This window comes from Enterococcus sp. AMC1086 (genome assembly GCF_058216575.1).
In genome coordinates, this window is record NZ_CM177100.1 from 197,550 (window position 1) to 218,177 (window position 20,628).

A 20,628-nucleotide genomic window follows, 5' to 3' on the forward strand; every position below is an offset into this window, starting at 1 on the left:
GAAAATCACCTACTATTTATCGATATTATTTTTTCTATCATATTCAGCGTCTAGTTCATCTAAATAATCATGAATTTTATCTATCTCTTCTTCAGTGATTTCTCTATCAGGTTCAGGATCATGTGCGGCTAAAGTCATATGCTTACGTTTTTCTTTTTTGTCATCCAATGGAACAACTTTAGGAGTATTCTGATTTTCAAGTTGTTGTTGTAAATGCGATTCTGCCTCTCTTAATAGAAGTTTTTGAAGCTCGGGATTTAATTTAGCATATATTGTTTCAATTTTTGACTCATTCTTTTTCTTAGTGTTTGTTTCAGGGAATAAATCGTCAATTGAAACTTGAAGAACTTTAGCTAAGTCGAATAGATTATCTTGTTTCGGGCTTCTATATCCAGTTTCATAGTTTGAAATAGTTGCTTTAGTTGTATTTAATTTTTTAGCTAAATCGTCTTGGGTTAAACCTAGTTCGTTTCTATAGTATCTTATTTTTGCGCCAATATATTTTGATAAGTTAATTTCATTCATAATATCGCTCCTTTGAAATCATTATATACCAATATAAATTGGTTTACAATTAAAAAATACACGAAAAGCAAACTTTTGTATTGACTATATGTATGCTTATCGTGTACAATGATTTTATTAAGTAAGGGAGGTGTAATATTTATGCAATGGAATCTCATTAAAAAAAGAAGAGAATTCAAAGAAACGCAAGAAGAACTTGCAAATTTATTAGACATAAGTACTGAAGGTTATCGATTAAAAGAAAATGGTAAGAACCAATTTAAAAGTGACGAGATGTTTTTAATCGCCGAACATTACGGGTTAGGCATAAGCGAAATTTTTTTACCTAGCGAGTATGCGAATAGCAAACAAAGTGCTTAGAAAGGAGTATCGAAATGAAAATAGAAATGTGGAACGGTCACGAAATCAGATTTGTTTCTATTAATGGGGAGTGGTGGGCAGTCGCTAAAGATGTAACATCGGCTTTAGGGATACTTAGCAATAAAGACGCTGTGAGAAAAATGGATTCCAAATATAAGGGGGCGTACAAAATACCTACCCTTGGAGGGTATCAAGAAATGATTGTTCTTAACGAAAAAGGTATGTATCGATTGATAATGAGATCGAATAAAAAAGAAGCTGAACAATTTCAAGATTGGGTATTCGATGTAATCAAAGAATTACGTCAATCAAACGGACTAGAAGGTTTTGAAATTTTCCGAATGTTAGACAAAGAGCATCAAAAACAAGCAATGCAAAATTTAAAAAAGTCACTAAAGAAGCCAGTGCGAGTAAATTTTATCAAAGCTAACACAGTATCTAACAAAGCTATATCCATTATGTACGGATTTCCCAAGATGATTAAGAAAAACGAAATGTCGCCAGAAATGCTGGTAGATAGACAAAACATTTTAGATGATACAGTCGAATTAATGGGGGTTAAAGAAAAATATGGTTTGAAATTATCTGTCAGTGATGAAATTTATAGTCGATTGACTGAGCAAAGGCAACCAGCATAAGGAGGTTTAAACGAATGAACGAAAATAACATGTTCAGTAGCTGGTTTGAAAGCTTGATTCTAAAGACTTTGGAAAAATACTTTGATCGTTTTATAGAATTGGCAGAACAGCGAATGGCCAAGCCCGCTTTTATTAAACAGAAGAATGTACCAAAGTACTACGATGACATTTCATTAGATACGTTGAAAAAGTACGAAGATTTGGGTTTAAAACGTTGTGAACCTATCGAGGGTGGAAACGTGTATTACAAGGCAACTGAATTAGATAGATTTATGGCTCTGTATTCAGGGGATAAAGAAGTCCAGTAAACCAACCAAGGAGGTTAGAAGTATGGAAATTACTATTAAAGGTAGTCCAGAGGACATAACAAAACTGCTCCAAACTATTGCGAGTAGTCAGGAGCAGAAAGAAAGTACAAATGTATTAATTGATAGAAAGGCTATTGCTCAGGGAATTCATATAGCCATTCGTGATAGGCTTCCAAAAGATCAATCGACAAAATCATAGCTAAATTACTAATTATAGTGAGTAAATTTGATTCGCTTAAGGAGGGATAATAATGACTGACCAACAATTCGAACAATTCATGAAATCAATCGAAAACATCGTAAAAAGCCTTCAATCTTTAGCGGAAGATTCAAAGGCAAGTGCAGAGTCAAGAAAACAAATCATAGAATCAGTAAATCAGTTAGAAGAAAAAATAGAATCACTGAAAAGCAATCCATTCGGACTGAATTAGATAAACGGAATAGCGCTTTTTACTTTAGCAGCATATTCCAATACTGAGTCTACCTTATCCATAAATGTAATCTCTAGCAAAGCGATTGCTTCAGTTGTTAGGTATATTTCAAAAATCCCATTGTCGTATTCTTGACCAACTAAAAAGTTATGTTTTTTTAATTCAAAACATGTAAATTCAGTATCGTCATAAGACCATTCGCTCATAATGTTTTCGTGAATTGATTCTATATCGTCAAAAAAAGTAGCGTCAGATTTGCTAGCTCCTTGTTTCCTTCTAAAGAGATAGCGTTCGTATAACGATGACATCAAAAATTTTGCATCATTAGTTAGGTTATCCAAGGTATTCACCTCACTTAGTTTATTTCAGCTGACCACTTGCTGATATATAAAGTATACCAAGGTGAATGATTTCTAACAATATAAATTAGAAAGGAGCTGCAGGAGATTGAAAAACGAAAATATCAAGATGAAAATCATATGTTGTATTGTTTTGCCATTAATAATATCAATTTTAATTACGATGATGCTAAGGCAAAACTAAATTAGTTAAAACTGTACCTAATACAGCGACAACTAACGGAATAACAACTGACCATAGAATTTTCTTCTTAAAAAGTTCTTTTTCATTTGAAAGAAAAGAATCTCCATAATCTGTCAATCTAAAGTATGTCGTAGTCTCGCTAAAAGGATCTTGTTTTATCATATTTTTTTCGAGTAACACTTCAATTCTGGACTTTACAATCTGCAAAGATAGCTTAGTATCTCTGGCTATCAGTTCAGCAGAGTAGTTTTGTTTCGATAAATCTACACTTTTAAAATAAAATGATTTCAAAATTTTTATATCGATTTGCATAAGTTCATTATCCACATTAACACCTCAATAGATTTTTAACTAATTATATCAATCATAACAATTTTTAACAATATGAAAGGAGTAACCGAAATGAAACTAGTATGTAAAAACCTTAATAAGGTGACGTATACCGTCTATGCAATCGGCATGATTTTGCTTGTAGCGTTGGAAGCCAACAGCAAAATTTGTCTAGCTTATTCATTGCTATTGATGACCTATAGTCTAGTAGCAGAGTATTTTTCATTCAATGTTTGGATTGCAGAGAACGCTTTAAGAAAATACAAGGAGAATTAGGAGGAATTTAAAATGTCAGATGAAATCAAAGAAACAAATAAAGAATCAAGATTCGAGAGTTCTATTCACGTATACAGAGCAATGCATCGCATGACACAACAGCAGTTAGCTGACAAGGTGGGTAAATCTAGACAAACGATCATACAGCTAGAAAGAAACAGGTACAATCCATCATTGCTACTGGCTCATGATATTGCGGACGTTTTTGAAGTTCCGATCGAACAAGTATTTACTTTTAAGAAAGGGGAATAATCATGGAAGTATTAGAACAAACATTAGATAGCCGAGAAGTTGCCGTCATGGTAGGTCGAACACACGACAATGTTTTGAAAGATATTAGAAATATTATAAAACAAATCGGTGGCGTGAAAAATCACGAGTCCTATTTCATCGCATCAACATATATAAATACTCAAAACAAAGAGTTACCTTGTTACGAACTAACTAAAATAGGTTGTGAATTATATGGAACGCGAATGAACGGAGCTAAAGGAACTCAATTCGCAGTAGCATATATAGAACGTTTTAATCAGATGGAACAACATTTGATCAGCGGGCAGACGTTCAACATTCCTACAACCCTACCGGAAGCCTTGAGGCTATCGGCAGACTTAGCAGAAAAAAATCAAGTATTAGAGCAACAACTGTTAGAAGTACAACCTAAGTTGAACTACTTAGATATTATTCTGTCATCTAAAGATACAGTCACAATCACGCAGATTGCTGCTGATTACGGAATGAGCGCACGAGAAATGAACAAAGTTTTACACAAATTAGGCGTTCAACATAAAGTAGGCGGTCAGTGGATTTTATACAAAAGGCACATGAGAAAAGGTTACACAAAATCACATACAAATGAATTTCAAAAAGCTGATGGCCGTATGAAAGTTGTAATGAATACCAAATGGACACAAAAAGGGAGAATCTTTTTATACAACTATTTGAAGGGTTCGGGATATTATCCGCAAATTGATTTAGAAGTAGATGAAAGTGCATAAAAAAAGACCGATAGGATTGCAGTCCTGTCAGTCAGTAACGTAAATAAACTCATTAAAAGTATACCACGGAAAGGTGGATTTTGACAATGAACGAAATATCAGCAGGAATTAACTTAATAGAGGATGCAAATATAGATAGTGTTAGACAACAAATCCAAGCGATTGAAAATTTCCAATCGATCGTAAATCAAACGCTGAAAAAAGATCAAGACTTTGGAGTTATACCAGGAACTAACAAACCTACACTTTTAAAGCCTGGAGCTGAAAAAATCATCATGCTTATGGGACTAGAAAGTAATTATGAGATCGTTGAAAAGGTGGAAGATTATGACAAGGGTTTCTTTGCTTACACTGTTAAATCTTCGCTGATTAAGAATGGTCAGTTAATCACCGAAGGATTCGGGAGTGCCAACACCAAAGAGAATCGTTATCAGCTTAAAGAATGGGATAACGAAAATAAAAAGAAAGTTTGGAACGGTAAGTATCAAGACCCATTTACTCTAGCAAACACTGTTTTGAAGATGGCTAAAAAAAGAGCGCAAGTAGATGCTACTTTGACTGTAGGCTCTTTATCAAACGTATTTACACAAGATATAGAAGACTTAAAAGATTTTGCACAACAAGAGCAAACTGAAAATCTAAACGAAGCGGATGCGGTAAATATGGTAGTCACTTTTGGGAAGCACAAAGGCAGAACGTTAGGTGAAATTGTTAAAGAAGATGAGAGCTATTTAGATTGGTTAGTTAAAAACGCCAAGCAAGAGTCAATGAAAAAAGCGGCTCATATGGTTCTTTATCCAACTGATAAAAAAGAACTAAAAGCAGTTGACGAGAATTTAATTACAAAGGAACAAGAAGATGAAATCCTGAACCTTGTGAATGTATTAGGGCAAGCGGTTGGGAAGAGTCCTGACGAGGTGTTACTAGCATATGGAGCGAATGAACTAGATAAATTCCCTCGAAATACTGCAGATGAGTTTATAAAAACGTTGGGTAATGCCATAAACAAGCATATGCCTATTCACGAAGATCAAACAGAACTTTTTGACGATCGCAAGATTAACGCTAATCAAAACGACAACAAACCAATTGCATGGGGGCAAAAATGATGAACGAATTAACGAAAGATATCAAATTTAACGTAGATTTTAAACCGTCAGAAATCACAATTCAAAATGAAAAACAACTCGAATCGTTAGTAGCTGCAACAGTCAAACATTATTCCTCTTTAATTTTTACAGATGAAAATATTCCAGAAGCTAAGGAAGCAAAAACGAAACTGAACGGCATTTCTAAGCTGCTGGACGATCAACGAAAAGAAGTGAAGAAAAGTTACAGTGAACCATTAAAAGCCTTTGAAATGAAGATCAACGCATTAAGAGATCAAATCAAAGGAGTTTCGGATGATATCAACGTGGGTATTTCAGAATATGAAGAAAAACAAAAGCAATTAAGAGAAGAAAAGCTCGTTGAAACATTGACTGAAATGGCACCGAACTATGAAATAGATGTTGCGGCAGTAGAGATTAAACCTACGTGGCTTAATAAAGGATCATTTACCACGAAAGGTGAACTGACTAAAAAGGTGCTGGAAGAAATCGCGGGAATGATGACTCTGATTGCTAAAGAAAATCAACGTATTAAAGATGACAAAGCAATTATCTTTAATTATGCCAAAGCAGTTGGGCTAGATGCGGATGGTTGGTCTGCTTGGATCGACAAAGGGCATACGTCAGCTGAGGTTATGAAGCAAATTGATCAAGCGGTCAAAGATAAAAAAGCTCGTGAAGAGCGTGAAAGAATCGCTGAGGAACAACGCTTTGCGCAAGAAGAAGCTGACCGCAAAGCAAAAGAAGAATACGAACAAGAAATGAAAAAATTACGCGAGCGAACGGTTGATGATAAAACGATTGATGTTGAAACAGGCGAGATCATTCAAGAAGATCCAGAACTTACTAGGCAAGAAGTAGACAACAGACAAACAGTCACGCTGAAATTGACTGGAACACATGAACAATTATCAGCATTAAACAAATTTATCGTAACAGAAGGAATCCAAGTGGAAGTGATGTAAGTGTTAAAACCTTTGCTAGACACGTACTCTGCAGTACTCCAGTTATTTAAAAATAATCAGATAAAAGCAGAGATCAACGAGCAAGTAAATTTCGATCGGTTGCGTACTATGTACGAGGGTTATGAAGGTGACAGGATCATCGAAGTTCGCTTTATTGACCCTCGACGGTTCACAGTCCAACAGCGTAATTTTATCTATGCTCTGATAGGGGACATATTCCTCTATTATGGACAATCTACCGAAGACTTAAAGGAATACTTCTACTTTCTATTCGAGGGCATTAGCGGACGAAATATAAGCCTTGCTGATGATTCCAAATCTACAGTAAGTGATGCAAATCTATTAGCTGATATTATTTTAGATTTCATCTTTGAAAATAACATCCCGTTTAAAAAAGGCTATGAGATTCTACCAGCAAACCAAGAGTATTATTTTTACAAATGTATCACGAAAAGAGTGTGCTGTATCTGCGGTAAAACAGGAGCCGAGATTGACCACTTTGACAAGGCGTTAGGTCGTAGGAGTCGTAAAAAAGTAGATCATGCAGAGTATACCTTTGCTGGTTTATGTCATGGTCATCATATGGAAAAGCACACAATTGGTTTAACAGCTTTTAAAGCTAAATATCATGTTAAAGGGATTAAGTTAAATAACGAAACGATTAAGAAATTAAGGATAGGAGGGTGACGATTGCAAAATCAAAAAAGTTACTTTGCCATCATCCCTGCAATAGTAAGGTATGACAATGATTTAAACGGTAACGCAAAGCTATTGTATGGAGAGCTAACAGCGCTAGCCAATGAAAAAGGGTACTGCTGGGCTACGAATCTTTATTTTGCGAATTTATACGGAGTTAGCAAGCGGACAATCATTACATGGATGAAGCAACTTGAAAAAAAGAAATACATTAATATCCGTGTTTTCTATAAGCCGAATAGCAAGCAAGTAGAACGCAGGCATATCTATATATTGCCGTTTCCAACTGAAACAGATTTCTATGAACCTAGTGAAGAAAATTTCATCACCTATGGAAAAAATCAACACGAGGGTAGTGAAGAAAATTTCACCACCCCTAGTGAAGAAAACTTCACAGATAATAATACAGTTATTAATAATACAGTTAATAATACATTAGATAAAAAGAATAGTGTTGAACAGGGTTCAACCGTGTCTGATTCGTTCGATGAAATTTGGCAAAAGTTTCCAAAGAAAACGAACAAGAAAAAAGCGAAAGAACAATTCGTTAAAAAAATAAAGACTGCGGATTCTTTAGAACAGTTTAACAAAGGATATACGGATTACCTGAAATACATCGAACTTAACGAGTGGTATCATCCGCAAGAATTGTTTAGATGGATTCGTGATGATCGATTCAATGATGAATACGATTTAACGCCCCCGAAGCCGACAGGCACGTACCAACGCCAATCAATCAGAGAAGAGACTATGCCAGAGTCGGTAACTAATCCGATACCAGAAGAAAAGTTGTCACCAGAGGAACAAGCTAAACTGGATGCTGAAATACAAGCGTTCCTAAGCAAAGGCGGTAAGGTCCGATGATGATCACAATACCCGTAGCACCTAAACCACAGGCTAGGCCGAGGTTTAACAGTTTTAGCAAACGAGCATACGAAGATAGTGCTATGACGGCATATAAACGATCGATTAAATATCATGTGATGGCTAGTAAGCCTAAGCTAATCGAATCAGAAGCCGTGGGAGTATCGATCACATTCTTTGTCTATCCGCCTAAGTATTTAGTAACCAAAAAGAAAATGGCTCAGGAGTTGGCAAACGAAACGCTGTACGTGGATAAAAAGCCTGATATTGATAATTATTTTAAAGCGGTGACAGATGCCTTAGAAGGTGTCTTATACAAGAATGACGGGCAGATAGCTATAGTGACGATGCAAAAGTTATACAGCTTAAACCCAAGAACAGAAATTGAAGTGGAGGAATTATAGATGGGACAATCTTCTAAGAAAATAAAAGCAATTAAACACAAAATGAAAAATGGCAAACTAACGACTAAAACTATAAAGCTAGAAACATCCTTTGATCAAGCTAAAGAAATAGCTTTTATTTCCTTTGTTGCAAATCACCTTGAAGAAATTGGGATTGAACAAGATGTAATCGGATTTCTAGATGATGCACTAGCTGGAGACTCAAAAAAAGAGAGAATCGCTCTCAATCTAGCCACAGAATTTGAAAGTATCTTTGGAAATTTAGGAATTACGGAAAATGATATAAAAGGTGTAACAATAGTCAATGCAGATGCATACGATTCTCCAGAAGAGTTTATGAAGGAGGAGGGATTGATTAAATGATCAACAATGTTGTACTAGTTGGAAGATTAACAAAAGATCCAGATTTACGATACACCGCAAGTGGTTCAGCAGTGGCAACCTTTACCCTAGCGGTTAACCGCAACTTTACGAATGCAGATGGAAACCGAGAAGCAGACTTTATCCAATGTGTGATTTGGCGCAAACCTGCTGAAACAATGGCTAACTATGCGCGTAAGGGTGCGTTGTTAGGCGTAACAGGTCGCATTCAAACGAGAAACTACGAGAATCAACAAGGTCAGCGTGTTTATGTAACTGAAGTAGTCTGCGAGAATTTCCAATTATTGGAATCAAGACAAGCGAATGAAGATAGGAATAACGTTCAGGGGTCACAGAATCAAAATACAGACGTTTCAAACCATTCCGAGGGTGATTATTCATCGAACCAAAACAACGCGTTTAAACCGCAAGATAATAGCCAAAATGAAATGCCAGATTTGAATTATAAGAATGATCCGTTTGGTGGTACAGGAGCAACGATAGACATTTCAGATGATGATTTGCCATTCTAGGGGGATAAACATGAATAAGAAAATGACCGAAAGGAAAATGAGAAGTAAACTACTAAGCTATTATCTGGTACGTGCTGAGCTAGGTGATAAAGAAGCTCAGAAAAAAGCGGAAGAGATCGGCAGGCAGATAGAAATGCCTAGAAAGTCTAAAAGCGGAAAACGCACCAAAGTTGAAGTTTATTACCCTGACGGAACTGTTGAACTTTTCCAGTCGATTAAAGATACAGCACATGCTATGGGACTATCACGAGATAGAATCACCCATTATGCCAAGCGAAACAAATATGACAAGCAGGGGAGAAAATACAAATACTTGAAGGACGGTGAACCGGATGACTGTTAAAACTCACGTGAAGACAATTGAGAGCGTTAGAAAGGATCACATTAACTATATTTTAAAGGTCAATGAAGTTCTTGAGCTAGAAATGTCACCAGATTATACAGACAAATTAAATCAGTTGAGCTACGAGGAAGTAATACAACTTAGTGAGGAAGCTGAAAAAGTATATAAATCTCATTGCGAGAATTTGAAACTAGACGGGCTAATTAAAGAAATAAATGAAATTGGTGTTGATGCTGTCTTAGATAAGTATGGGATTGAAAGGGCTGAACCGAATGAATAAAAATAAATTTGTACAAGCTTGTCCAGAATCAGTAGGAGAATGGATAAGCGAATACGCACTACCTGAATTAGCGGACGGCTATCATTCTGCCGAAGCTATAGCAGAAATTATCATCGAACAAGCAAACGATAGACTGGACGAGGAAAAATCAGATAGTGAGTTTTATGTGAAGCAGCCAACGGATCAAGCGTTATATGATTCATGGATTGTATTTGGAAGTCATAAAAGAGTGTTGATTGATTATATACAAGCTGTGTTTGATTCTTGGGAAGAAGTTGGTGAACCGAATGAATAAACGAGGTGGAGTAGATGAAATGCTATCACATATGGCTACCAGTTTATAACAAGAATGGTTTTGGCACTGGCAGGTTTATTTACAGAAATTGTAGGAGGTTGAAGTAGATGAGAAAAAAGAAAATTCCTCACTCAATTTACGCCTATGTAGAGTACAACGGTATGCGATATAGTATTAAACTGCATGGAAGAAGTAGGAAAAGAGTTATCGTTGCTTATGTGTACGTGGATGCCACTGGCGGATTTGAACCTAATTTAGATAAAAATGATATATATGACACTACTTTCGAAAACGATACGGAAGCCAGAAAAGTTGCAAATGATTTTTTTAGAAATCCAGTTAAAATCGAAGATATATTCGTAAAACGTTACGGCACAGATCACATAAAAGAGACAGTTGATAGTGTAAATGAATACATGAGTAATAAGGAGGACACAACGCATGGGGATTGAGGAATTAGAGGAATATGTTAAAAATTTGAGTCCGGTTGGCACATGGGGATGTGGAGTGAAACGTGACAGAGTTTGGGCGGATAAATCAAGTTTGCTCTATTTCATAAGTGAAATTAAGAAACAACTCAAATCATCACTACCAGCCCAACAGGACAAGGTTGTGGTGCCACAAGTAGCTGATGATCATATAAAGGAAGGGCTAACTATGGGAGCTAGCAAAGTAGAAATTATATGTTGTGCGGAATCTTATTCAACAGCGATACCTAACGATGAATTTTCAATATGGTTTAGAAAAAATGAAAAAGTATTTATCAAAGCACTAGCTAACGGCTACACAGTGAAGAAAGAGCAATTGTATTATGTGGCGTTTGGCTATGATAGATTTTTAGTAAAAAGTAATGCTAAGTTTTCTGATGGAACTGACTTTATTTGGATTGAAACATTGGAAGAAATCGAGCAACAAGGAATTGAGTTAAAACATCACTTTACAGAAAAAGAAATTAAAGCAATTAATGAAAAATATTGGGTATTTAGACATCCAGTAGAGGAGGAAGCGGAATGAAATACAGAATACAAGTTAATGAAACATTAAAATCAACCAGATTTATTGAAATTGATTACACAGGGGATATTGAGAATTTATTAGATGAAGTGGAGGCCAATACCCAAAATTGTGATGATGTAGCTTATGAGTTATCTAAATTAGGTGCAAAAATTTTAGAAGATAGTGACTTGTCTATATCTGATATTCATGAGTGGGAGACTGATTCGTTAGACTACCAAGAACAGGAGGACTCACAATGACAGAGAAAACAGTAGAGTGGTACCAGAAAGAATTGGCAGATAGATTTACCTATTTCTATTATCAAACAGACGGTACTTTTAATTTTCCAAATAGCGCGGAAGGTGACCTCTTAAAAATGACACAAAAAATGTTGAACTTAATGAAATCTGACCACCAACCAACGTTTGCGGTCGGGGAGTATTACACAGATGATGTATTTATTTATAAAATTAGGAAGGTAAATGCTAATTCACTTAACGTTGACTATCTTAATAAGCAAACAGGTGATTTTGTCGTAAATGAACACTGGTCGTTATGGATTCCTACACCAGAACCAGCCACCGCCGAACAGATAGCAACGTTCAAACGTGCTGAACACTTTGCAAGTAAAGGGCGTAAGTTGGATGAGTTTCGTGTGGGGGATAAGATTTCCTTATCTTGGACAGATAAGACAATTAAAATTGAGTCTTTAAGAGGTGGGGCTATCAGTGGAATGACAGACTTAGGGGATTCTTACAGTATATCATTGCTGGGAGGCCCTACCGTTACCCTCATCCAAACAGCCGAAGAACTGCAAAATGGAGGGAATTCAGAATGAAAAAATGTCCAATCTGCGAAGAAGTATTTTGCGAATTTGATGATGTGTTGGAAATCAATGAAAAAATATACCACGAAAAATGTATTGAAATTATGCCTGTAAAGTATTGTGCTTATATACCAGGAGATTACGAAGACGGATTTTTAGGAGAATTTGAAGAAGACGACAAGACATGGGCTGCAATGGTCTTGGAAGATGGCGAGTACAAAAAAGAGAAAAAATATACTGTTACTTTTATTGATGTAATTGGCGAGAAAAGGCAAGCGGAAGTTTTTGCTACTGATGAAGAAGATGCGAAACGCAAAATCAGTGAAGATAGTTTTCTTAAAGCTGTATCAGCCGAAGAACTGCAGGAGGTAGCAAATGGAAATCAGAGTTGAATTAGACGAACCTCAATTGTATCATCTGAATTTTTTGAAGAAACGTTTTGAACATCACAGAAAAGATCAAGAATACCCTTTTACGTTTGCGTTGGAAGATTGGCTTAAAGGGGAAGAAGGCGCTGATTTAGAGGATAAAGAATATATGCTAGTTATCAATGTGTTTACTGTATGGGCTTTAGAACAATTAGAAATGCAGGAGGTAGACGATGATACCTGATTGGATGTACCCAAAAGTGATGATTAACTTATCAACGCGTTGGCAAAAAGATAAACCAAAAGGCGACAAACGCAACGGCACCATGAGCAGACAGCGGGCGTTCGGGAAACTATTTAAATAATACAGGAGGTAAATGAATGATAAAAAAAGTAAACAGATTTTTAAATAAGTACTGGGATGTAATCCTTATGATAGCGGTAACTGTTTCTGCAATGGTCAACATGGCGCTAGGGAACGAACTAAGAGCCTTGATATATATTGTTTTGTTGTTCGGGTTAGGTTTTCAAAAATCTATCGAAGAATTGGTGACTTGGGTTAAAACCTTATGTGGCTTACTTTATCAGATGGAAAAAGATAAGGAGGGTTAGCGGATTGAGAACATCAACATTTAACTATATCAAAGATATCCTAGCGGATTACTACAAAACAGATGAATATATTAAACAGCGTGAGGACGAGCTACGTTATCCTCACCGCGAATCTGATCTAAACGGAGATATCAAGGGGACTAAGGCGAGTTATGACAATCAGGTTAACTTGATGATTACGATTGAGCAGGATAAGAGATTAACGAATCTCGAAAGAAATAAGCAGGTCATTTCAAATGCTTTGGATCGTGCTGACGAAGATACGAGAGTAATAGTTCAAGAATTGTATTTACTTAAACGTCCAAGGTATACATTGGAGGGGCTTCTTCAAAATAAAAAAATATTCTGCAGCAAAAGAACTGCTCAACGTCTAAGAACAGAATTTTTTGAGGATATTGCAAATGAGCTAAAACTTAATTTATAATGTTGGCGCAAAAATGGCGCCGATTACTATGAATATAATGATATATTGATATTGTGAAATACAAAGATAAATCACCTACAGCAAACAATTACACAACTAAAACCAACTATTTTAATAAACATGTCGATCATTGTTGTAGGTGGTTTAACACTCGCTCACAGGTAAATACCTAGTTTACAACCTGTGGGTGGGTTATTATTATACTAAATGGCTAACGAATTCATATATTAGATGGGCACCACCTAAAAGAGCAACCTCATATAAAAGATCCTTTGAAATTAATTGAAGTTTTGAAAGTATTTTTTTTAGCATGGTGAACATCTCCTTATTTTATTTCGTAAAATCATAATAACGATAAAAACTAAAACGAAACTTAAAGATTAAGAAAGTTTAAAATCAACTATTAAGTTAACGTAAGACCCTTCTGAAAGGTCGTCTATAGTCGAGGTAACATCTGGCTATAGATTAAAGGATAAATTGTGGTATAGCTCAGTTGGTAGAGCGCCTGACTGTTAATCAGGTTGGCACAGGTTCGAGCCCTGTTATCTCAGTTGGGAGGACTAAATTGTCCAGGCATGGCTTTTAGTATCTGACCCAACAAGAGATTGAGGGGTAGCATGAGGCATTCAGCCACTTCCTTTTATCAGGGCTGCTGTTAGGTAAAAGCAATCTCGACTGTAATGAGCTTGACTCCAGTTAGTGCGACAGAGGCAATGATCTCGGATTGTTCGATCTCCGTCGTGCTTTAAACTAAAGAAAAGCTGCAGTAGCGGCTAACCTCTCTTCGGAGAGCGTACATAATCACTAGATCAGTCAATCGGCTGGTCTTTTTATATTGGGAGGGTGAAACGATTGGGAAAATGCTAGCAATATCTGTTTGGTTAATGACAATAGGAGCAATATACATGGCAACTGTAGAAATTATAGATCCCACTTTTATTCCGATGATATTTATATGGATTAGCATTGCCGTTAGCCTTTGTGGGATAGGGTGGATATTTTGGAAAGAACTCTAGTTCCTCTATCTTGAAATGTTAAACTTCGATATTATTAAGTAAAAATAATATTTGAGGTGAAAGATATTGGAAATTGTTCAAATAAACAAAGAAATCCTTAATCAAATGGATAAACAATTAAATTTCTCTTTTGCATTTGCGGGAATTATTGTTACTCTTGCAGTTGTAGTAGTAGGATATCAACTAACTATTAACAGAAAGATAATCAAAGAATTAAAAGAAGATAATCAAAAGGTGATTGCGAATGTGTCCGCTCCAATTTTCGAGATAAGCATTAGCCAAATGATTAGAATGGGATTTTATGGGATAAACGATGTAGAAGAAATATGCAAAATATATTCTGAAAATTTTCAAGGTAACGAAAGCACTAGAAAATCAATGGAAACTTTGAAGATTAGATTCATAGAAAATTTAAAATATAGAATTGCGAATTTAGCACCTACAGAGAGTAAACTAGGGTTTGAAGAAAACTTAAACAAAGATTTTGAAACACTTTTAGGTTTGGTTGAAGAAGAAATAAAATCAGCTGAAAATTTTTCAGTGGAAGAAATGCAAAATCGTATTACTGAAATGAGAGATGCATACTCTGAATATTTATATACGAAGGTTTTGTTTAAAAATATATAATATTGACAGACTACAGAGTCATCGCTTATGCGGTGGCTTTTTGTATTACAACTATTGAGTTAAGCAGAAAAATAAGTTATCCTTTTTGTAAAAAGGGGGAGCATATTTATTAAATTTTTTACGAGAAAAGATCAATTAGCAAGCAGGCTTCAAAAAGAGAAAGACGAGGAATTATTTTCTGATCTAATAATTGGAATATCTATATTAATTTTAATTAAAGGGATAATGACATTATTTTCTAATTATTACGTTCAGATTTTGATAACAATTCTTATACTTATTTTAGATAAAGGGAGCTATGAGTCAATTCTAAATAAGAAAATTAATGATAATTTTAATATATTTTTGACTAAAATAAAAATAATTTGGGTAGTATTTTATGGATGTATTCGTCTATCTGTAGAATATGAAGAAGTATTTAAATATTCAGTCTCACAAATACTAATACTCCGTCTAGGCACGGATTATAAAAATATTATATTTATCAATGATTTACTATTAGAGGCGTTATATGTCTTTAGCGCATTATTGTTATTCATAATCTTGTTTTACATGGTTAAGTTGTTAATGTACAGCCTCTATTTTATTTGGAGTTTTTTGGAAAAAAATGATATTTTCTAAATAGCATGTTATTTAGAGCTGAATTAGAAGAAGAGTCGAAAAATGATTTTATTTAATAATACCTAATAAGAAATTAATACTAAGAACTGCATACGTTATAATAATTAAACTAAACTAACCGTCATTCGTAACGGTTGTTTTAGTTTATTTTAGATTGGAGGTGATTTTTTGAAACTGAATAAAAAGCATCAAAAGGCTATATATATGCTGTTTGAAGGTTCTTTGAAGCGGAGAGAAATCGCCGAAGAACTAAAGGTAAGCGAACAGACTTTGTATAACTGGCTAAAAGATGAAGATTTTACAAAAGCATATGATGAATATGTACAACAGATAATGGGTAAATCATCTGGCAAAGCGTTAAACACAATGTTAGCTTTAATGACTGCTCGATCTGAAATGGTAAGGTTCAATGCAGCAAAAGATATACTTGATCGTGGAGGATTTGCACCAGTGAGTAAACAAGAAGTGACTAATATTCAAACCCCTATTTTTGAGGACGATATAGGTGATGACGATGGCTAGAAAAAAATTATCGAAATTACTACCAAAGAAATTCCATTCGGTTTGGCGAGTTACTCTCAACTCAGATATTCTCAACATTATTTGTAAAGGCGGTCGTGGTTCTGGTAAATCATCCGACATTGCACACATTATCACGCAGTTATTAATGCGCTACGCTGTAAATGCTGTTGGTATTCGTTATGTAGACAATACGCTTGAGCAATCGCTGTATGAGCAGATGAAATGGGCGATTGAGCAACAGGACGTGACACATCTGTTTAAATGTAACAAATCGCCATTAAAAATAACGTATCTTCCTCGTGGCAACTATATGATTTTCAGAGGTGCGCAGAATCCTGAACGGATTAAATCATTAAAAGATGCAAGATTTCCATTTGCTATCGGGTGGATAGAGGAATTGGCTGAATTTAAAAATGAAGACGAAGTAACGACTATCACTAACTCTCTACTACGTGGAGAATTAGAGGATGGTCTTTTTTATAAATTCTTTTACAGTTACAATCCGCCGAAAAGAAAACAGTCGTGGGTTAATAAGAAATATGAGACAAGTTTTCAGCCTAAAAATACTTTTGTGCATCATTCTACGTATAGAGATAATCCCTTTATATCTAAAGAATTTCTTAGTGAGGTAGAAGCAACTAGAGAACGTAATCCTAGGCGCGCCGAATGGGAATATGACGGCAAAGCAATCGGCTCTGGTGTAGTGCCGTTTGACAATTTACAAGTTAAAGCAGGATCTATCACAGATGAGATGGTAGCTAATTTTGATAATATTCGGAATGCTGTCGATTTTGGTTATGCTACTGATCCACTGGCTTTTGTGCGATGGCATTACGACAAGAAGAAGAATGGCATTTATGCAATTGATGAAATATACGGCGTTAAGATCAGCAACCGTGAGTTTGCTAAGAAATTAAATGATAAAGGTTACCAGTCAGACAGGATGTTTGCTGATTCAGCTGAGCCTAAATCTATTGCCGAGTTAGCAAATGAACATGGTATTAAAAAGATAACTGGTGTTAAAAAAGGTCCCGACTCTGTGGAATATGGCGAGGAATGGTTAGATGATTTAGACTTTATCTGTATTGATCCATTACGAACACCAAACGTTGCCCGAGAGTTTGAGAATATTGATTATCAAACGGATAAAGATGGGAATCCTAAACCGCGTCTAGAGGACAAGGATAATCACACAATAGATGCCACAAGATATGCATTTAGTGAAGATATGAAAAAACAACCAGAACCGATAAACGTTAAGAAAACAATAGATACATTCAAAAAATTAGGATTAGGTAGGTGATTAAATGACAATCAAATTATTAAACGGATCGAGATTTGACGCAGAGGCAAACAAAGTATATCGAGTTCCCGTTAAGAAACTTCCAAAAAGGACAATGGAGTATGCGGATGATTCTGTAGAGGAAGTGATTGATTTTGAACACGAGGATGTTTTCAAGATGATTGTCACATTCGTTAAACATCATCAAGAAAAACAAGTTCCTCGATTGCAAGAGTTAAAGAGGTACTCAATCGCTCAAAACAATATTAAATTCACCGAAGATAAGAGCAGTGATCGAGCAGATAATAAAATTGCTAATGATTGGGGTAGGTTTATTGTCAATTTTAAGAAAGGTGTACTTTTAGGTAATCCTTTAAAGTATAGTGGCGATAAAACTATAGCTGATAAGATTAATGAATTTTCTAGCCAATCAAACGAAGATTACCACAATCAATTGGTAATAGATGATGTGCTTGCATTGGGAAGAGCATTTGAATATATAGGGCGTGACGAATTCGGAAAAGAAATGATGGTTAAGTTCAACGCAGAAGAAACGTTTATCATTTATGATACATCTACAAATAAGAATTCGGTGTGTGGTGTACATTATTATAAAGTTGAATTTAATGATGAAGTAACTAGCTATATAGATGTTTATGCCAATGACGGTTATTTTTATCAGTATGAGTCAAAAGAACAAGACTATGATAATTCTACTTTAGAAGATAAACACCAAACGTATTTTAATACAGTTCAAATCAACGAATGGATTAACAACGATGAACGTCTAGGTGATTTCGAAACAGTTTTAGATAATATTGACGCTTACGACCTGTCTCAATCTTCTATGGCAAACTTTCAACAGGATTCTTCAGAGGCATATTTGCTCATTAAAGGAAATCCGGAAACGGCAGCGGACGAAGATGGAGAAAACTCTAAAAGCGAAGTTTTGAAAGAGATGTTACAAGCCAGACTATTAGTATTAGGTGATAAAAAATATTATGGTGAAGGGCAAACGGGAAGTGAACCAGATGCACGCTATCTAAAAAAAGAATATGATACCCAAGGGACTGAAGCTTACAACGACCGATTAGTTTCAGATATGTTACGTTTCACATCATTAATTGATTTCACCGATGAAAATATAGGAAGTAATCAATCTGGAATCGGATTCCGCTTTAAAGGCTGGGGTAGTGATAATGATAGGAAAAACAAAGAACGCATGGTGAAGAAAGCTATCATGCGCCGATTGAGATTACTCACTCACTCCTGGTCATTAAAAGATAATTTGAATAAACCGCAAGGCTTCGTCGATAAGGTGAAGTCTATTTTTATGGATCCAGACGAAGAACAAGAGTTATTGTACGAAAAGGTAAATGCTATAGAAATCCTCTTTACTCCGAACGTTCCGCAATCTGATGAGGAAATCATGAAAGTTATTGCTGGTATGGTTGGGATTGTATCAGATGAAACGTTATGCGAAATGGCTGCTAAGTTGACAGGAGTACCAGCAGAAGCAGAAATTAAACGTATAAAAAAAGAACGTAACGATGGATTAGAACGCGTGTATACCGACGAACCAGAAATCGAGGTTGATGTAAACAATGACGAAGAACAACCAGACAAGTTACTGGAAAAAACGTGAACAAAGAAACATTAACGAACGATTGAAAACACAAGGTCAACTAGAAAAAGAGATTGAAAATTTATATTTAGAAACTATAACGGAAATACAAAAAGAAATTGATAGCTTTATGAATCGCTATGCAGATAAAGAAGGCATATCCATGCAAGAAGCTAGAAAAAGAGTGTCTGAGATGGATGTAAAAACTTTTGAAGCGAAGGCTAAGAAGTATGTTAAGGAAAAAGACTTCTCGCCTCAAGCTAATCACGAGTTGAAAATCTATAATCTTAAAATGAAACTGAATCGTCTGGAACTTTTGAGGTCTAACTTGCTGCTTGAATTAACAGCTTCTAGTGATGCGTTGCAAAAATTATTAAATCAATACTTATCAGCTGAGGCAAGAAGTGAATTTGAACGTCAAGCAGGAATTTTAGGGAATATTAGTGATGATTACAAGAGTCAGGTCACTTCTATTGTAAATGGATCATATAAAGATGCGTATTTTAGCGATCGTATATGGGGGATTATTCAAGCTGAACTTAGAACGGCGTTAGAAAAGTTATTATTAAGGGCTATTGTGCAAGGAATTAACCCTAGAGAGATCGCTAGACAATTGAGAAAGATATTTGATGTTACTAAAAATCAAGCTGAACGACTAGTTCGAACAGAGTTAGCTAGAGTACAGACTGAAGTGCAAAAGCAATCGTATAAATTTAATAAAATAGACCAGTTCATTTTTATAAGAGAATCGACAGCATGCCCAATATGCAAGGCTGTTACAAAAGAACCGATAATGATGGAAGATTTTGAAGTAGGAGTCAACGCAGCGCCAATACATCCTAATTGCCGATGTAGCACAGCACCATATTTTGATCGTGAAGAATTTGAAAAATATTTGGAGGGTAAAGGATTATGAAAACAAATAACAAAGTAAAGTTAATGGATTTAGCAATAGATATCATTGCAGAGACAAATGTTGACGATTTGGAAACGGTTGATGTATCTGAAACGGAGTATGATGACGGCTCAATTGGTGTATCAATCAATTTGACTTATCCATCTGAAAAAAAAGACAAAGCTCCGTTAAGTACAGTAGTAAAAATTGATGGGAAAGAAATTGCGAAGGAAATATCAAATTTTATGAAATGAATGGGTGGTGAATTTAGAATGTTAAATCTAATTAAATTTAATAATGGTGTTTACATCGATGAGAAAAAAATAACAGGAGTTACCGATGTAAAATTAGATTCTTCTATTGATAATATTTCAGTGGTAACTATTAAGATGCTGTGCAAAGTAGATGGTTTAGACAATGCTAATAAAAATCAGTATAGTTTCAAAACAGAAAAGCCAAAAAAAGAATATAAACCAAGCCGTAAATATTCAAGTCGCTAGTTAATCAGCTAACGACTTTTTATTATGCCCTCTACTGCTCGGGGCGTTAAATATTGA

37 protein-coding genes and 1 tRNA gene are annotated in these 20,628 nt (G+C 35.3%); 35 read left to right on the forward strand and 3 right to left on the reverse strand.

What is annotated here, in order from left to right; genetic code table 11:
- Positions 1 to 12: 12 nt before the first annotated feature.
- On the reverse strand, positions 13 to 525 hold the full coding sequence (locus AC4BC4_RS00880; protein ID WP_490476447.1) for a helix-turn-helix domain-containing protein: 513 nt from the start codon (positions 523 to 525) through the stop codon (positions 13 to 15).
- A 141-nt stretch (positions 526 to 666) separates the two neighbouring features.
- Here AC4BC4_RS00880 and AC4BC4_RS00885 point away from each other — a divergent pair, with 141 nt between their 5' ends.
- From AC4BC4_RS00885 to AC4BC4_RS00905, 5 genes are read left to right on the forward strand one after another with little or no spacing between them, the layout of a single operon-like run.
- Positions 667 to 885 (forward strand): helix-turn-helix transcriptional regulator, encoded by a 219-nt coding sequence (locus AC4BC4_RS00885; protein ID WP_490476448.1) that lies wholly within the window; start codon positions 667 to 669, stop codon positions 883 to 885.
- Positions 886 to 899: 14 nt separating this feature from the next.
- Positions 900 to 1,523: a BRO-N domain-containing protein gene (locus AC4BC4_RS00890; protein ID WP_490476449.1), complete on the forward strand. Its 624-nt coding sequence runs from the start codon at positions 900 to 902 to the stop codon at positions 1,521 to 1,523.
- 14 nt (positions 1,524 to 1,537) lie between these two features.
- Positions 1,538 to 1,831, forward strand: a complete 294-nt coding sequence (locus tag AC4BC4_RS00895) for a hypothetical protein (RefSeq protein ID WP_490476450.1) — start codon at positions 1,538 to 1,540, stop codon at positions 1,829 to 1,831.
- 22 nt (positions 1,832 to 1,853) lie between these two features.
- Positions 1,854 to 2,030: a hypothetical protein gene (locus AC4BC4_RS00900; protein ID WP_490476451.1), complete on the forward strand. Its 177-nt coding sequence runs from the start codon at positions 1,854 to 1,856 to the stop codon at positions 2,028 to 2,030.
- Positions 2,031 to 2,082: 52 nt separating this feature from the next.
- Positions 2,083 to 2,262 (forward strand): hypothetical protein, encoded by a 180-nt coding sequence (locus tag AC4BC4_RS00905; RefSeq protein WP_490476452.1) that lies wholly within the window; start codon positions 2,083 to 2,085, stop codon positions 2,260 to 2,262.
- On the opposite strand, the gene AC4BC4_RS00910 is transcribed toward AC4BC4_RS00905, so the two are convergent.
- The gene (locus AC4BC4_RS00910) at positions 2,259 to 2,603 is read right to left on the reverse strand and encodes a hypothetical protein (protein ID WP_490476453.1); all 345 of its coding nucleotides are present in this window, start codon (positions 2,601 to 2,603) and stop codon (positions 2,259 to 2,261) included. The two genes, AC4BC4_RS00905 and AC4BC4_RS00910, sit on opposite strands and share 4 nt — an antisense overlap.
- 187 nt (positions 2,604 to 2,790) lie before the next feature.
- Positions 2,791 to 3,132: a hypothetical protein gene (locus AC4BC4_RS00915; RefSeq protein ID WP_490476454.1), complete on the reverse strand. Its 342-nt coding sequence runs from the start codon at positions 3,130 to 3,132 to the stop codon at positions 2,791 to 2,793.
- 75 nt (positions 3,133 to 3,207) lie between these two features.
- Between AC4BC4_RS00915 and AC4BC4_RS00920 the strand changes: the two genes are divergently transcribed.
- The 30 genes from AC4BC4_RS00920 (at position 3,208) to AC4BC4_RS01065 (ending at position 20,571) form a co-directional block, all read left to right on the forward strand.
- Positions 3,208 to 3,411, forward strand: a complete 204-nt coding sequence (locus AC4BC4_RS00920; protein ID WP_490476455.1) for a hypothetical protein — start codon at positions 3,208 to 3,210, stop codon at positions 3,409 to 3,411.
- Positions 3,412 to 3,423: 12 nt separating this feature from the next.
- Positions 3,424 to 3,663 carry a helix-turn-helix transcriptional regulator gene (locus AC4BC4_RS00925; RefSeq protein ID WP_490476456.1) on the forward strand — a complete coding sequence of 80 codons (240 nt, stop codon included), beginning with the start codon at positions 3,424 to 3,426 and terminating at the stop codon, positions 3,661 to 3,663.
- A gap of 2 nt (positions 3,664 to 3,665) precedes the next feature.
- Positions 3,666 to 4,409, forward strand: coding sequence for a Rha family transcriptional regulator (locus AC4BC4_RS00930; RefSeq protein ID WP_490476457.1), 744 nt, complete (start codon positions 3,666 to 3,668; stop codon positions 4,407 to 4,409).
- A gap of 86 nt (positions 4,410 to 4,495) precedes the next feature.
- The gene (locus AC4BC4_RS00935) at positions 4,496 to 5,518 is read left to right on the forward strand and encodes an exodeoxyribonuclease X C-terminal domain-containing protein (RefSeq protein ID WP_490476458.1); all 1,023 of its coding nucleotides are present in this window, start codon (positions 4,496 to 4,498) and stop codon (positions 5,516 to 5,518) included.
- On the forward strand, positions 5,515 to 6,483 hold the full coding sequence (locus tag AC4BC4_RS00940) for a DUF1351 domain-containing protein (protein ID WP_490477333.1): 969 nt from the start codon (positions 5,515 to 5,517) through the stop codon (positions 6,481 to 6,483). The genes AC4BC4_RS00935 and AC4BC4_RS00940 overlap by 4 nt, the downstream gene beginning before the upstream one ends.
- Entirely contained in the window at positions 6,484 to 7,170 is a 687-nt protein-coding gene (locus tag AC4BC4_RS00945) for a putative HNHc nuclease (protein ID WP_490476459.1), read from the forward strand.
- Between the two features lie 3 nt (positions 7,171 to 7,173).
- Positions 7,174 to 8,043, forward strand: coding sequence for a helix-turn-helix domain-containing protein (locus AC4BC4_RS00950; protein ID WP_490476460.1), 870 nt, complete (start codon positions 7,174 to 7,176; stop codon positions 8,041 to 8,043).
- Positions 8,040 to 8,447 carry a RusA family crossover junction endodeoxyribonuclease gene (locus tag AC4BC4_RS00955; protein ID WP_490476461.1) on the forward strand — a complete coding sequence of 136 codons (408 nt, stop codon included), beginning with the start codon at positions 8,040 to 8,042 and terminating at the stop codon, positions 8,445 to 8,447. The genes AC4BC4_RS00950 and AC4BC4_RS00955 overlap by 4 nt, the downstream gene beginning before the upstream one ends.
- A complete protein-coding gene (locus AC4BC4_RS00960; protein ID WP_490476462.1) occupies positions 8,448 to 8,810 on the forward strand; it encodes a hypothetical protein in 363 nt (120 codons plus the stop codon).
- Entirely contained in the window at positions 8,807 to 9,340 is a 534-nt protein-coding gene (gene ssb / locus AC4BC4_RS00965) for a single-stranded DNA-binding protein (RefSeq protein WP_490476463.1), read from the forward strand. Before AC4BC4_RS00960 ends, ssb begins: the two co-directional genes overlap by 4 nt.
- Positions 9,341 to 9,350: 10 nt before the next feature.
- Positions 9,351 to 9,683 (forward strand): hypothetical protein, encoded by a 333-nt coding sequence (locus AC4BC4_RS00970; protein ID WP_490476464.1) that lies wholly within the window; start codon positions 9,351 to 9,353, stop codon positions 9,681 to 9,683.
- A complete protein-coding gene (locus AC4BC4_RS00975) occupies positions 9,673 to 9,963 on the forward strand; it encodes a hypothetical protein (RefSeq protein WP_490476465.1) in 291 nt (96 codons plus the stop codon). The genes AC4BC4_RS00970 and AC4BC4_RS00975 overlap by 11 nt, the downstream gene beginning before the upstream one ends.
- The gene (locus AC4BC4_RS00980; RefSeq protein ID WP_490476466.1) at positions 9,956 to 10,258 is read left to right on the forward strand and encodes a hypothetical protein; all 303 of its coding nucleotides are present in this window, start codon (positions 9,956 to 9,958) and stop codon (positions 10,256 to 10,258) included. Before AC4BC4_RS00975 ends, AC4BC4_RS00980 begins: the two co-directional genes overlap by 8 nt.
- A 107-nt stretch (positions 10,259 to 10,365) precedes the next feature.
- Positions 10,366 to 10,710: a hypothetical protein gene (locus tag AC4BC4_RS00985; RefSeq protein ID WP_490476467.1), complete on the forward strand. Its 345-nt coding sequence runs from the start codon at positions 10,366 to 10,368 to the stop codon at positions 10,708 to 10,710.
- Positions 10,700 to 11,272 (forward strand): DUF1642 domain-containing protein, encoded by a 573-nt coding sequence (locus AC4BC4_RS00990; protein WP_490476468.1) that lies wholly within the window; start codon positions 10,700 to 10,702, stop codon positions 11,270 to 11,272. The genes AC4BC4_RS00985 and AC4BC4_RS00990 overlap by 11 nt, the downstream gene beginning before the upstream one ends.
- Positions 11,269 to 11,514, forward strand: coding sequence for a hypothetical protein (locus tag AC4BC4_RS00995; RefSeq protein WP_490476469.1), 246 nt, complete (start codon positions 11,269 to 11,271; stop codon positions 11,512 to 11,514). The genes AC4BC4_RS00990 and AC4BC4_RS00995 overlap by 4 nt, the downstream gene beginning before the upstream one ends.
- On the forward strand, positions 11,511 to 12,092 hold the full coding sequence (locus tag AC4BC4_RS01000; RefSeq protein WP_490476470.1) for a hypothetical protein: 582 nt from the start codon (positions 11,511 to 11,513) through the stop codon (positions 12,090 to 12,092). The genes AC4BC4_RS00995 and AC4BC4_RS01000 overlap by 4 nt, the downstream gene beginning before the upstream one ends.
- The gene (locus AC4BC4_RS01005; RefSeq protein WP_490476471.1) at positions 12,089 to 12,472 is read left to right on the forward strand and encodes a hypothetical protein; all 384 of its coding nucleotides are present in this window, start codon (positions 12,089 to 12,091) and stop codon (positions 12,470 to 12,472) included. The genes AC4BC4_RS01000 and AC4BC4_RS01005 overlap by 4 nt, the downstream gene beginning before the upstream one ends.
- Entirely contained in the window at positions 12,456 to 12,692 is a 237-nt protein-coding gene (locus AC4BC4_RS01010) for a hypothetical protein (protein ID WP_490476472.1), read from the forward strand. The genes AC4BC4_RS01005 and AC4BC4_RS01010 overlap by 17 nt, the downstream gene beginning before the upstream one ends.
- The gene (locus AC4BC4_RS01015) at positions 12,682 to 12,813 is read left to right on the forward strand and encodes a hypothetical protein (RefSeq protein ID WP_490476473.1); all 132 of its coding nucleotides are present in this window, start codon (positions 12,682 to 12,684) and stop codon (positions 12,811 to 12,813) included. The genes AC4BC4_RS01010 and AC4BC4_RS01015 overlap by 11 nt, the downstream gene beginning before the upstream one ends.
- Positions 12,814 to 12,829: 16 nt before the next feature.
- Positions 12,830 to 13,060: a hypothetical protein gene (locus tag AC4BC4_RS01020; protein ID WP_490476474.1), complete on the forward strand. Its 231-nt coding sequence runs from the start codon at positions 12,830 to 12,832 to the stop codon at positions 13,058 to 13,060.
- A gap of 4 nt (positions 13,061 to 13,064) precedes the next feature.
- A complete protein-coding gene (locus AC4BC4_RS01025; RefSeq protein ID WP_490476475.1) occupies positions 13,065 to 13,484 on the forward strand; it encodes a DUF722 domain-containing protein in 420 nt (139 codons plus the stop codon).
- Positions 13,485 to 13,962: 478 nt separating this feature from the next.
- Positions 13,963 to 14,035 (forward strand) — tRNA-Asn (locus AC4BC4_RS01030).
- A 531-nt stretch (positions 14,036 to 14,566) separates the two neighbouring features.
- On the forward strand, positions 14,567 to 15,127 hold the full coding sequence (locus AC4BC4_RS01035; protein ID WP_490476476.1) for a hypothetical protein: 561 nt from the start codon (positions 14,567 to 14,569) through the stop codon (positions 15,125 to 15,127).
- 789 nt (positions 15,128 to 15,916) lie between these two features.
- Entirely contained in the window at positions 15,917 to 16,270 is a 354-nt protein-coding gene (locus tag AC4BC4_RS01040; protein ID WP_490476477.1) for a phBC6A51 family helix-turn-helix protein, read from the forward strand.
- Complete coding sequence (locus tag AC4BC4_RS01045) at positions 16,257 to 17,573, forward strand: PBSX family phage terminase large subunit (RefSeq protein WP_490476478.1); 1,317 nt, start codon at positions 16,257 to 16,259, stop codon at positions 17,571 to 17,573. The genes AC4BC4_RS01040 and AC4BC4_RS01045 overlap by 14 nt, the downstream gene beginning before the upstream one ends.
- 157 nt (positions 17,574 to 17,730) lie before the next feature.
- Positions 17,731 to 19,197, forward strand: coding sequence for a phage portal protein (locus tag AC4BC4_RS01050; protein ID WP_490476479.1), 1,467 nt, complete (start codon positions 17,731 to 17,733; stop codon positions 19,195 to 19,197).
- Between the two features lie 22 nt (positions 19,198 to 19,219).
- Positions 19,220 to 20,092, forward strand: a complete 873-nt coding sequence (locus AC4BC4_RS01055; RefSeq protein WP_490476480.1) for a minor capsid protein — start codon at positions 19,220 to 19,222, stop codon at positions 20,090 to 20,092.
- Entirely contained in the window at positions 20,089 to 20,325 is a 237-nt protein-coding gene (locus AC4BC4_RS01060) for a hypothetical protein (protein ID WP_490476481.1), read from the forward strand. The genes AC4BC4_RS01055 and AC4BC4_RS01060 overlap by 4 nt, the downstream gene beginning before the upstream one ends.
- An 18-nt stretch (positions 20,326 to 20,343) precedes the next feature.
- Positions 20,344 to 20,571 (forward strand): hypothetical protein, encoded by a 228-nt coding sequence (locus AC4BC4_RS01065; RefSeq protein ID WP_490476482.1) that lies wholly within the window; start codon positions 20,344 to 20,346, stop codon positions 20,569 to 20,571.
- The last annotated feature ends 57 nt before the right edge of the window (positions 20,572 to 20,628 follow it).

What these genes read in the sequence shown, in the direction of transcription:
- AC4BC4_RS01015 (WP_490476473.1), top strand. Translation starts at nt 12,682, where the DNA reads ATGATACCTGATTGGATGTACCCAAAAGTGATGATTAACTTATCAACG.
- AC4BC4_RS00890 (WP_490476449.1), top strand. Translation starts at nt 900, where the DNA reads ATGAAAATAGAAATGTGGAACGGTCACGAAATCAGATTTGTTTCTATT.
- AC4BC4_RS00990 (WP_490476468.1), top strand. Translation starts at nt 10,700, where the DNA reads ATGGGGATTGAGGAATTAGAGGAATATGTTAAAAATTTGAGTCCGGTT.
- AC4BC4_RS00900 (WP_490476451.1), top strand. Translation starts at nt 1,854, where the DNA reads ATGGAAATTACTATTAAAGGTAGTCCAGAGGACATAACAAAACTGCTC.
- AC4BC4_RS01045 (WP_490476478.1), top strand. Translation starts at nt 16,257, where the DNA reads ATGACGATGGCTAGAAAAAAATTATCGAAATTACTACCAAAGAAATTC.
- AC4BC4_RS00980 (WP_490476466.1), top strand. Translation starts at nt 9,956, where the DNA reads ATGAATAAAAATAAATTTGTACAAGCTTGTCCAGAATCAGTAGGAGAA.
- AC4BC4_RS01020 (WP_490476474.1), top strand. Translation starts at nt 12,830, where the DNA reads ATGATAAAAAAAGTAAACAGATTTTTAAATAAGTACTGGGATGTAATC.
- AC4BC4_RS00930 (WP_490476457.1), top strand. Translation starts at nt 3,666, where the DNA reads ATGGAAGTATTAGAACAAACATTAGATAGCCGAGAAGTTGCCGTCATG.
- AC4BC4_RS00935 (WP_490476458.1), top strand. Translation starts at nt 4,496, where the DNA reads ATGAACGAAATATCAGCAGGAATTAACTTAATAGAGGATGCAAATATA.
- AC4BC4_RS00880 (WP_490476447.1), bottom strand. Translation starts at nt 525, where the DNA reads ATGAATGAAATTAACTTATCAAAATATATTGGCGCAAAAATAAGATAC.
- AC4BC4_RS00975 (WP_490476465.1), top strand. Translation starts at nt 9,673, where the DNA reads ATGACTGTTAAAACTCACGTGAAGACAATTGAGAGCGTTAGAAAGGAT.
- AC4BC4_RS00995 (WP_490476469.1), top strand. Translation starts at nt 11,269, where the DNA reads ATGAAATACAGAATACAAGTTAATGAAACATTAAAATCAACCAGATTT.
- AC4BC4_RS01050 (WP_490476479.1), top strand. Translation starts at nt 17,731, where the DNA reads ATGATTGTCACATTCGTTAAACATCATCAAGAAAAACAAGTTCCTCGA.
- AC4BC4_RS00955 (WP_490476461.1), top strand. Translation starts at nt 8,040, where the DNA reads ATGATGATCACAATACCCGTAGCACCTAAACCACAGGCTAGGCCGAGG.
- AC4BC4_RS01060 (WP_490476481.1), top strand. Translation starts at nt 20,089, where the DNA reads ATGAAAACAAATAACAAAGTAAAGTTAATGGATTTAGCAATAGATATC.
- AC4BC4_RS00940 (WP_490477333.1), top strand. Translation starts at nt 5,515, where the DNA reads ATGATGAACGAATTAACGAAAGATATCAAATTTAACGTAGATTTTAAA.
- AC4BC4_RS00925 (WP_490476456.1), top strand. Translation starts at nt 3,424, where the DNA reads ATGTCAGATGAAATCAAAGAAACAAATAAAGAATCAAGATTCGAGAGT.
- AC4BC4_RS00970 (WP_490476464.1), top strand. Translation starts at nt 9,351, where the DNA reads ATGAATAAGAAAATGACCGAAAGGAAAATGAGAAGTAAACTACTAAGC.
- AC4BC4_RS01065 (WP_490476482.1), top strand. Translation starts at nt 20,344, where the DNA reads ATGTTAAATCTAATTAAATTTAATAATGGTGTTTACATCGATGAGAAA.
- AC4BC4_RS00985 (WP_490476467.1), top strand. Translation starts at nt 10,366, where the DNA reads ATGAGAAAAAAGAAAATTCCTCACTCAATTTACGCCTATGTAGAGTAC.
- AC4BC4_RS00885 (WP_490476448.1), top strand. Translation starts at nt 667, where the DNA reads ATGCAATGGAATCTCATTAAAAAAAGAAGAGAATTCAAAGAAACGCAA.
- AC4BC4_RS00895 (WP_490476450.1), top strand. Translation starts at nt 1,538, where the DNA reads ATGAACGAAAATAACATGTTCAGTAGCTGGTTTGAAAGCTTGATTCTA.
- AC4BC4_RS01010 (WP_490476472.1), top strand. Translation starts at nt 12,456, where the DNA reads ATGGAAATCAGAGTTGAATTAGACGAACCTCAATTGTATCATCTGAAT.
- AC4BC4_RS00920 (WP_490476455.1), top strand. Translation starts at nt 3,208, where the DNA reads ATGAAACTAGTATGTAAAAACCTTAATAAGGTGACGTATACCGTCTAT.
- AC4BC4_RS00905 (WP_490476452.1), top strand. Translation starts at nt 2,083, where the DNA reads ATGACTGACCAACAATTCGAACAATTCATGAAATCAATCGAAAACATC.
- ssb (WP_490476463.1), top strand. Translation starts at nt 8,807, where the DNA reads ATGATCAACAATGTTGTACTAGTTGGAAGATTAACAAAAGATCCAGAT.
- AC4BC4_RS01000 (WP_490476470.1), top strand. Translation starts at nt 11,511, where the DNA reads ATGACAGAGAAAACAGTAGAGTGGTACCAGAAAGAATTGGCAGATAGA.
- AC4BC4_RS00960 (WP_490476462.1), top strand. Translation starts at nt 8,448, where the DNA reads ATGGGACAATCTTCTAAGAAAATAAAAGCAATTAAACACAAAATGAAA.
- AC4BC4_RS01005 (WP_490476471.1), top strand. Translation starts at nt 12,089, where the DNA reads ATGAAAAAATGTCCAATCTGCGAAGAAGTATTTTGCGAATTTGATGAT.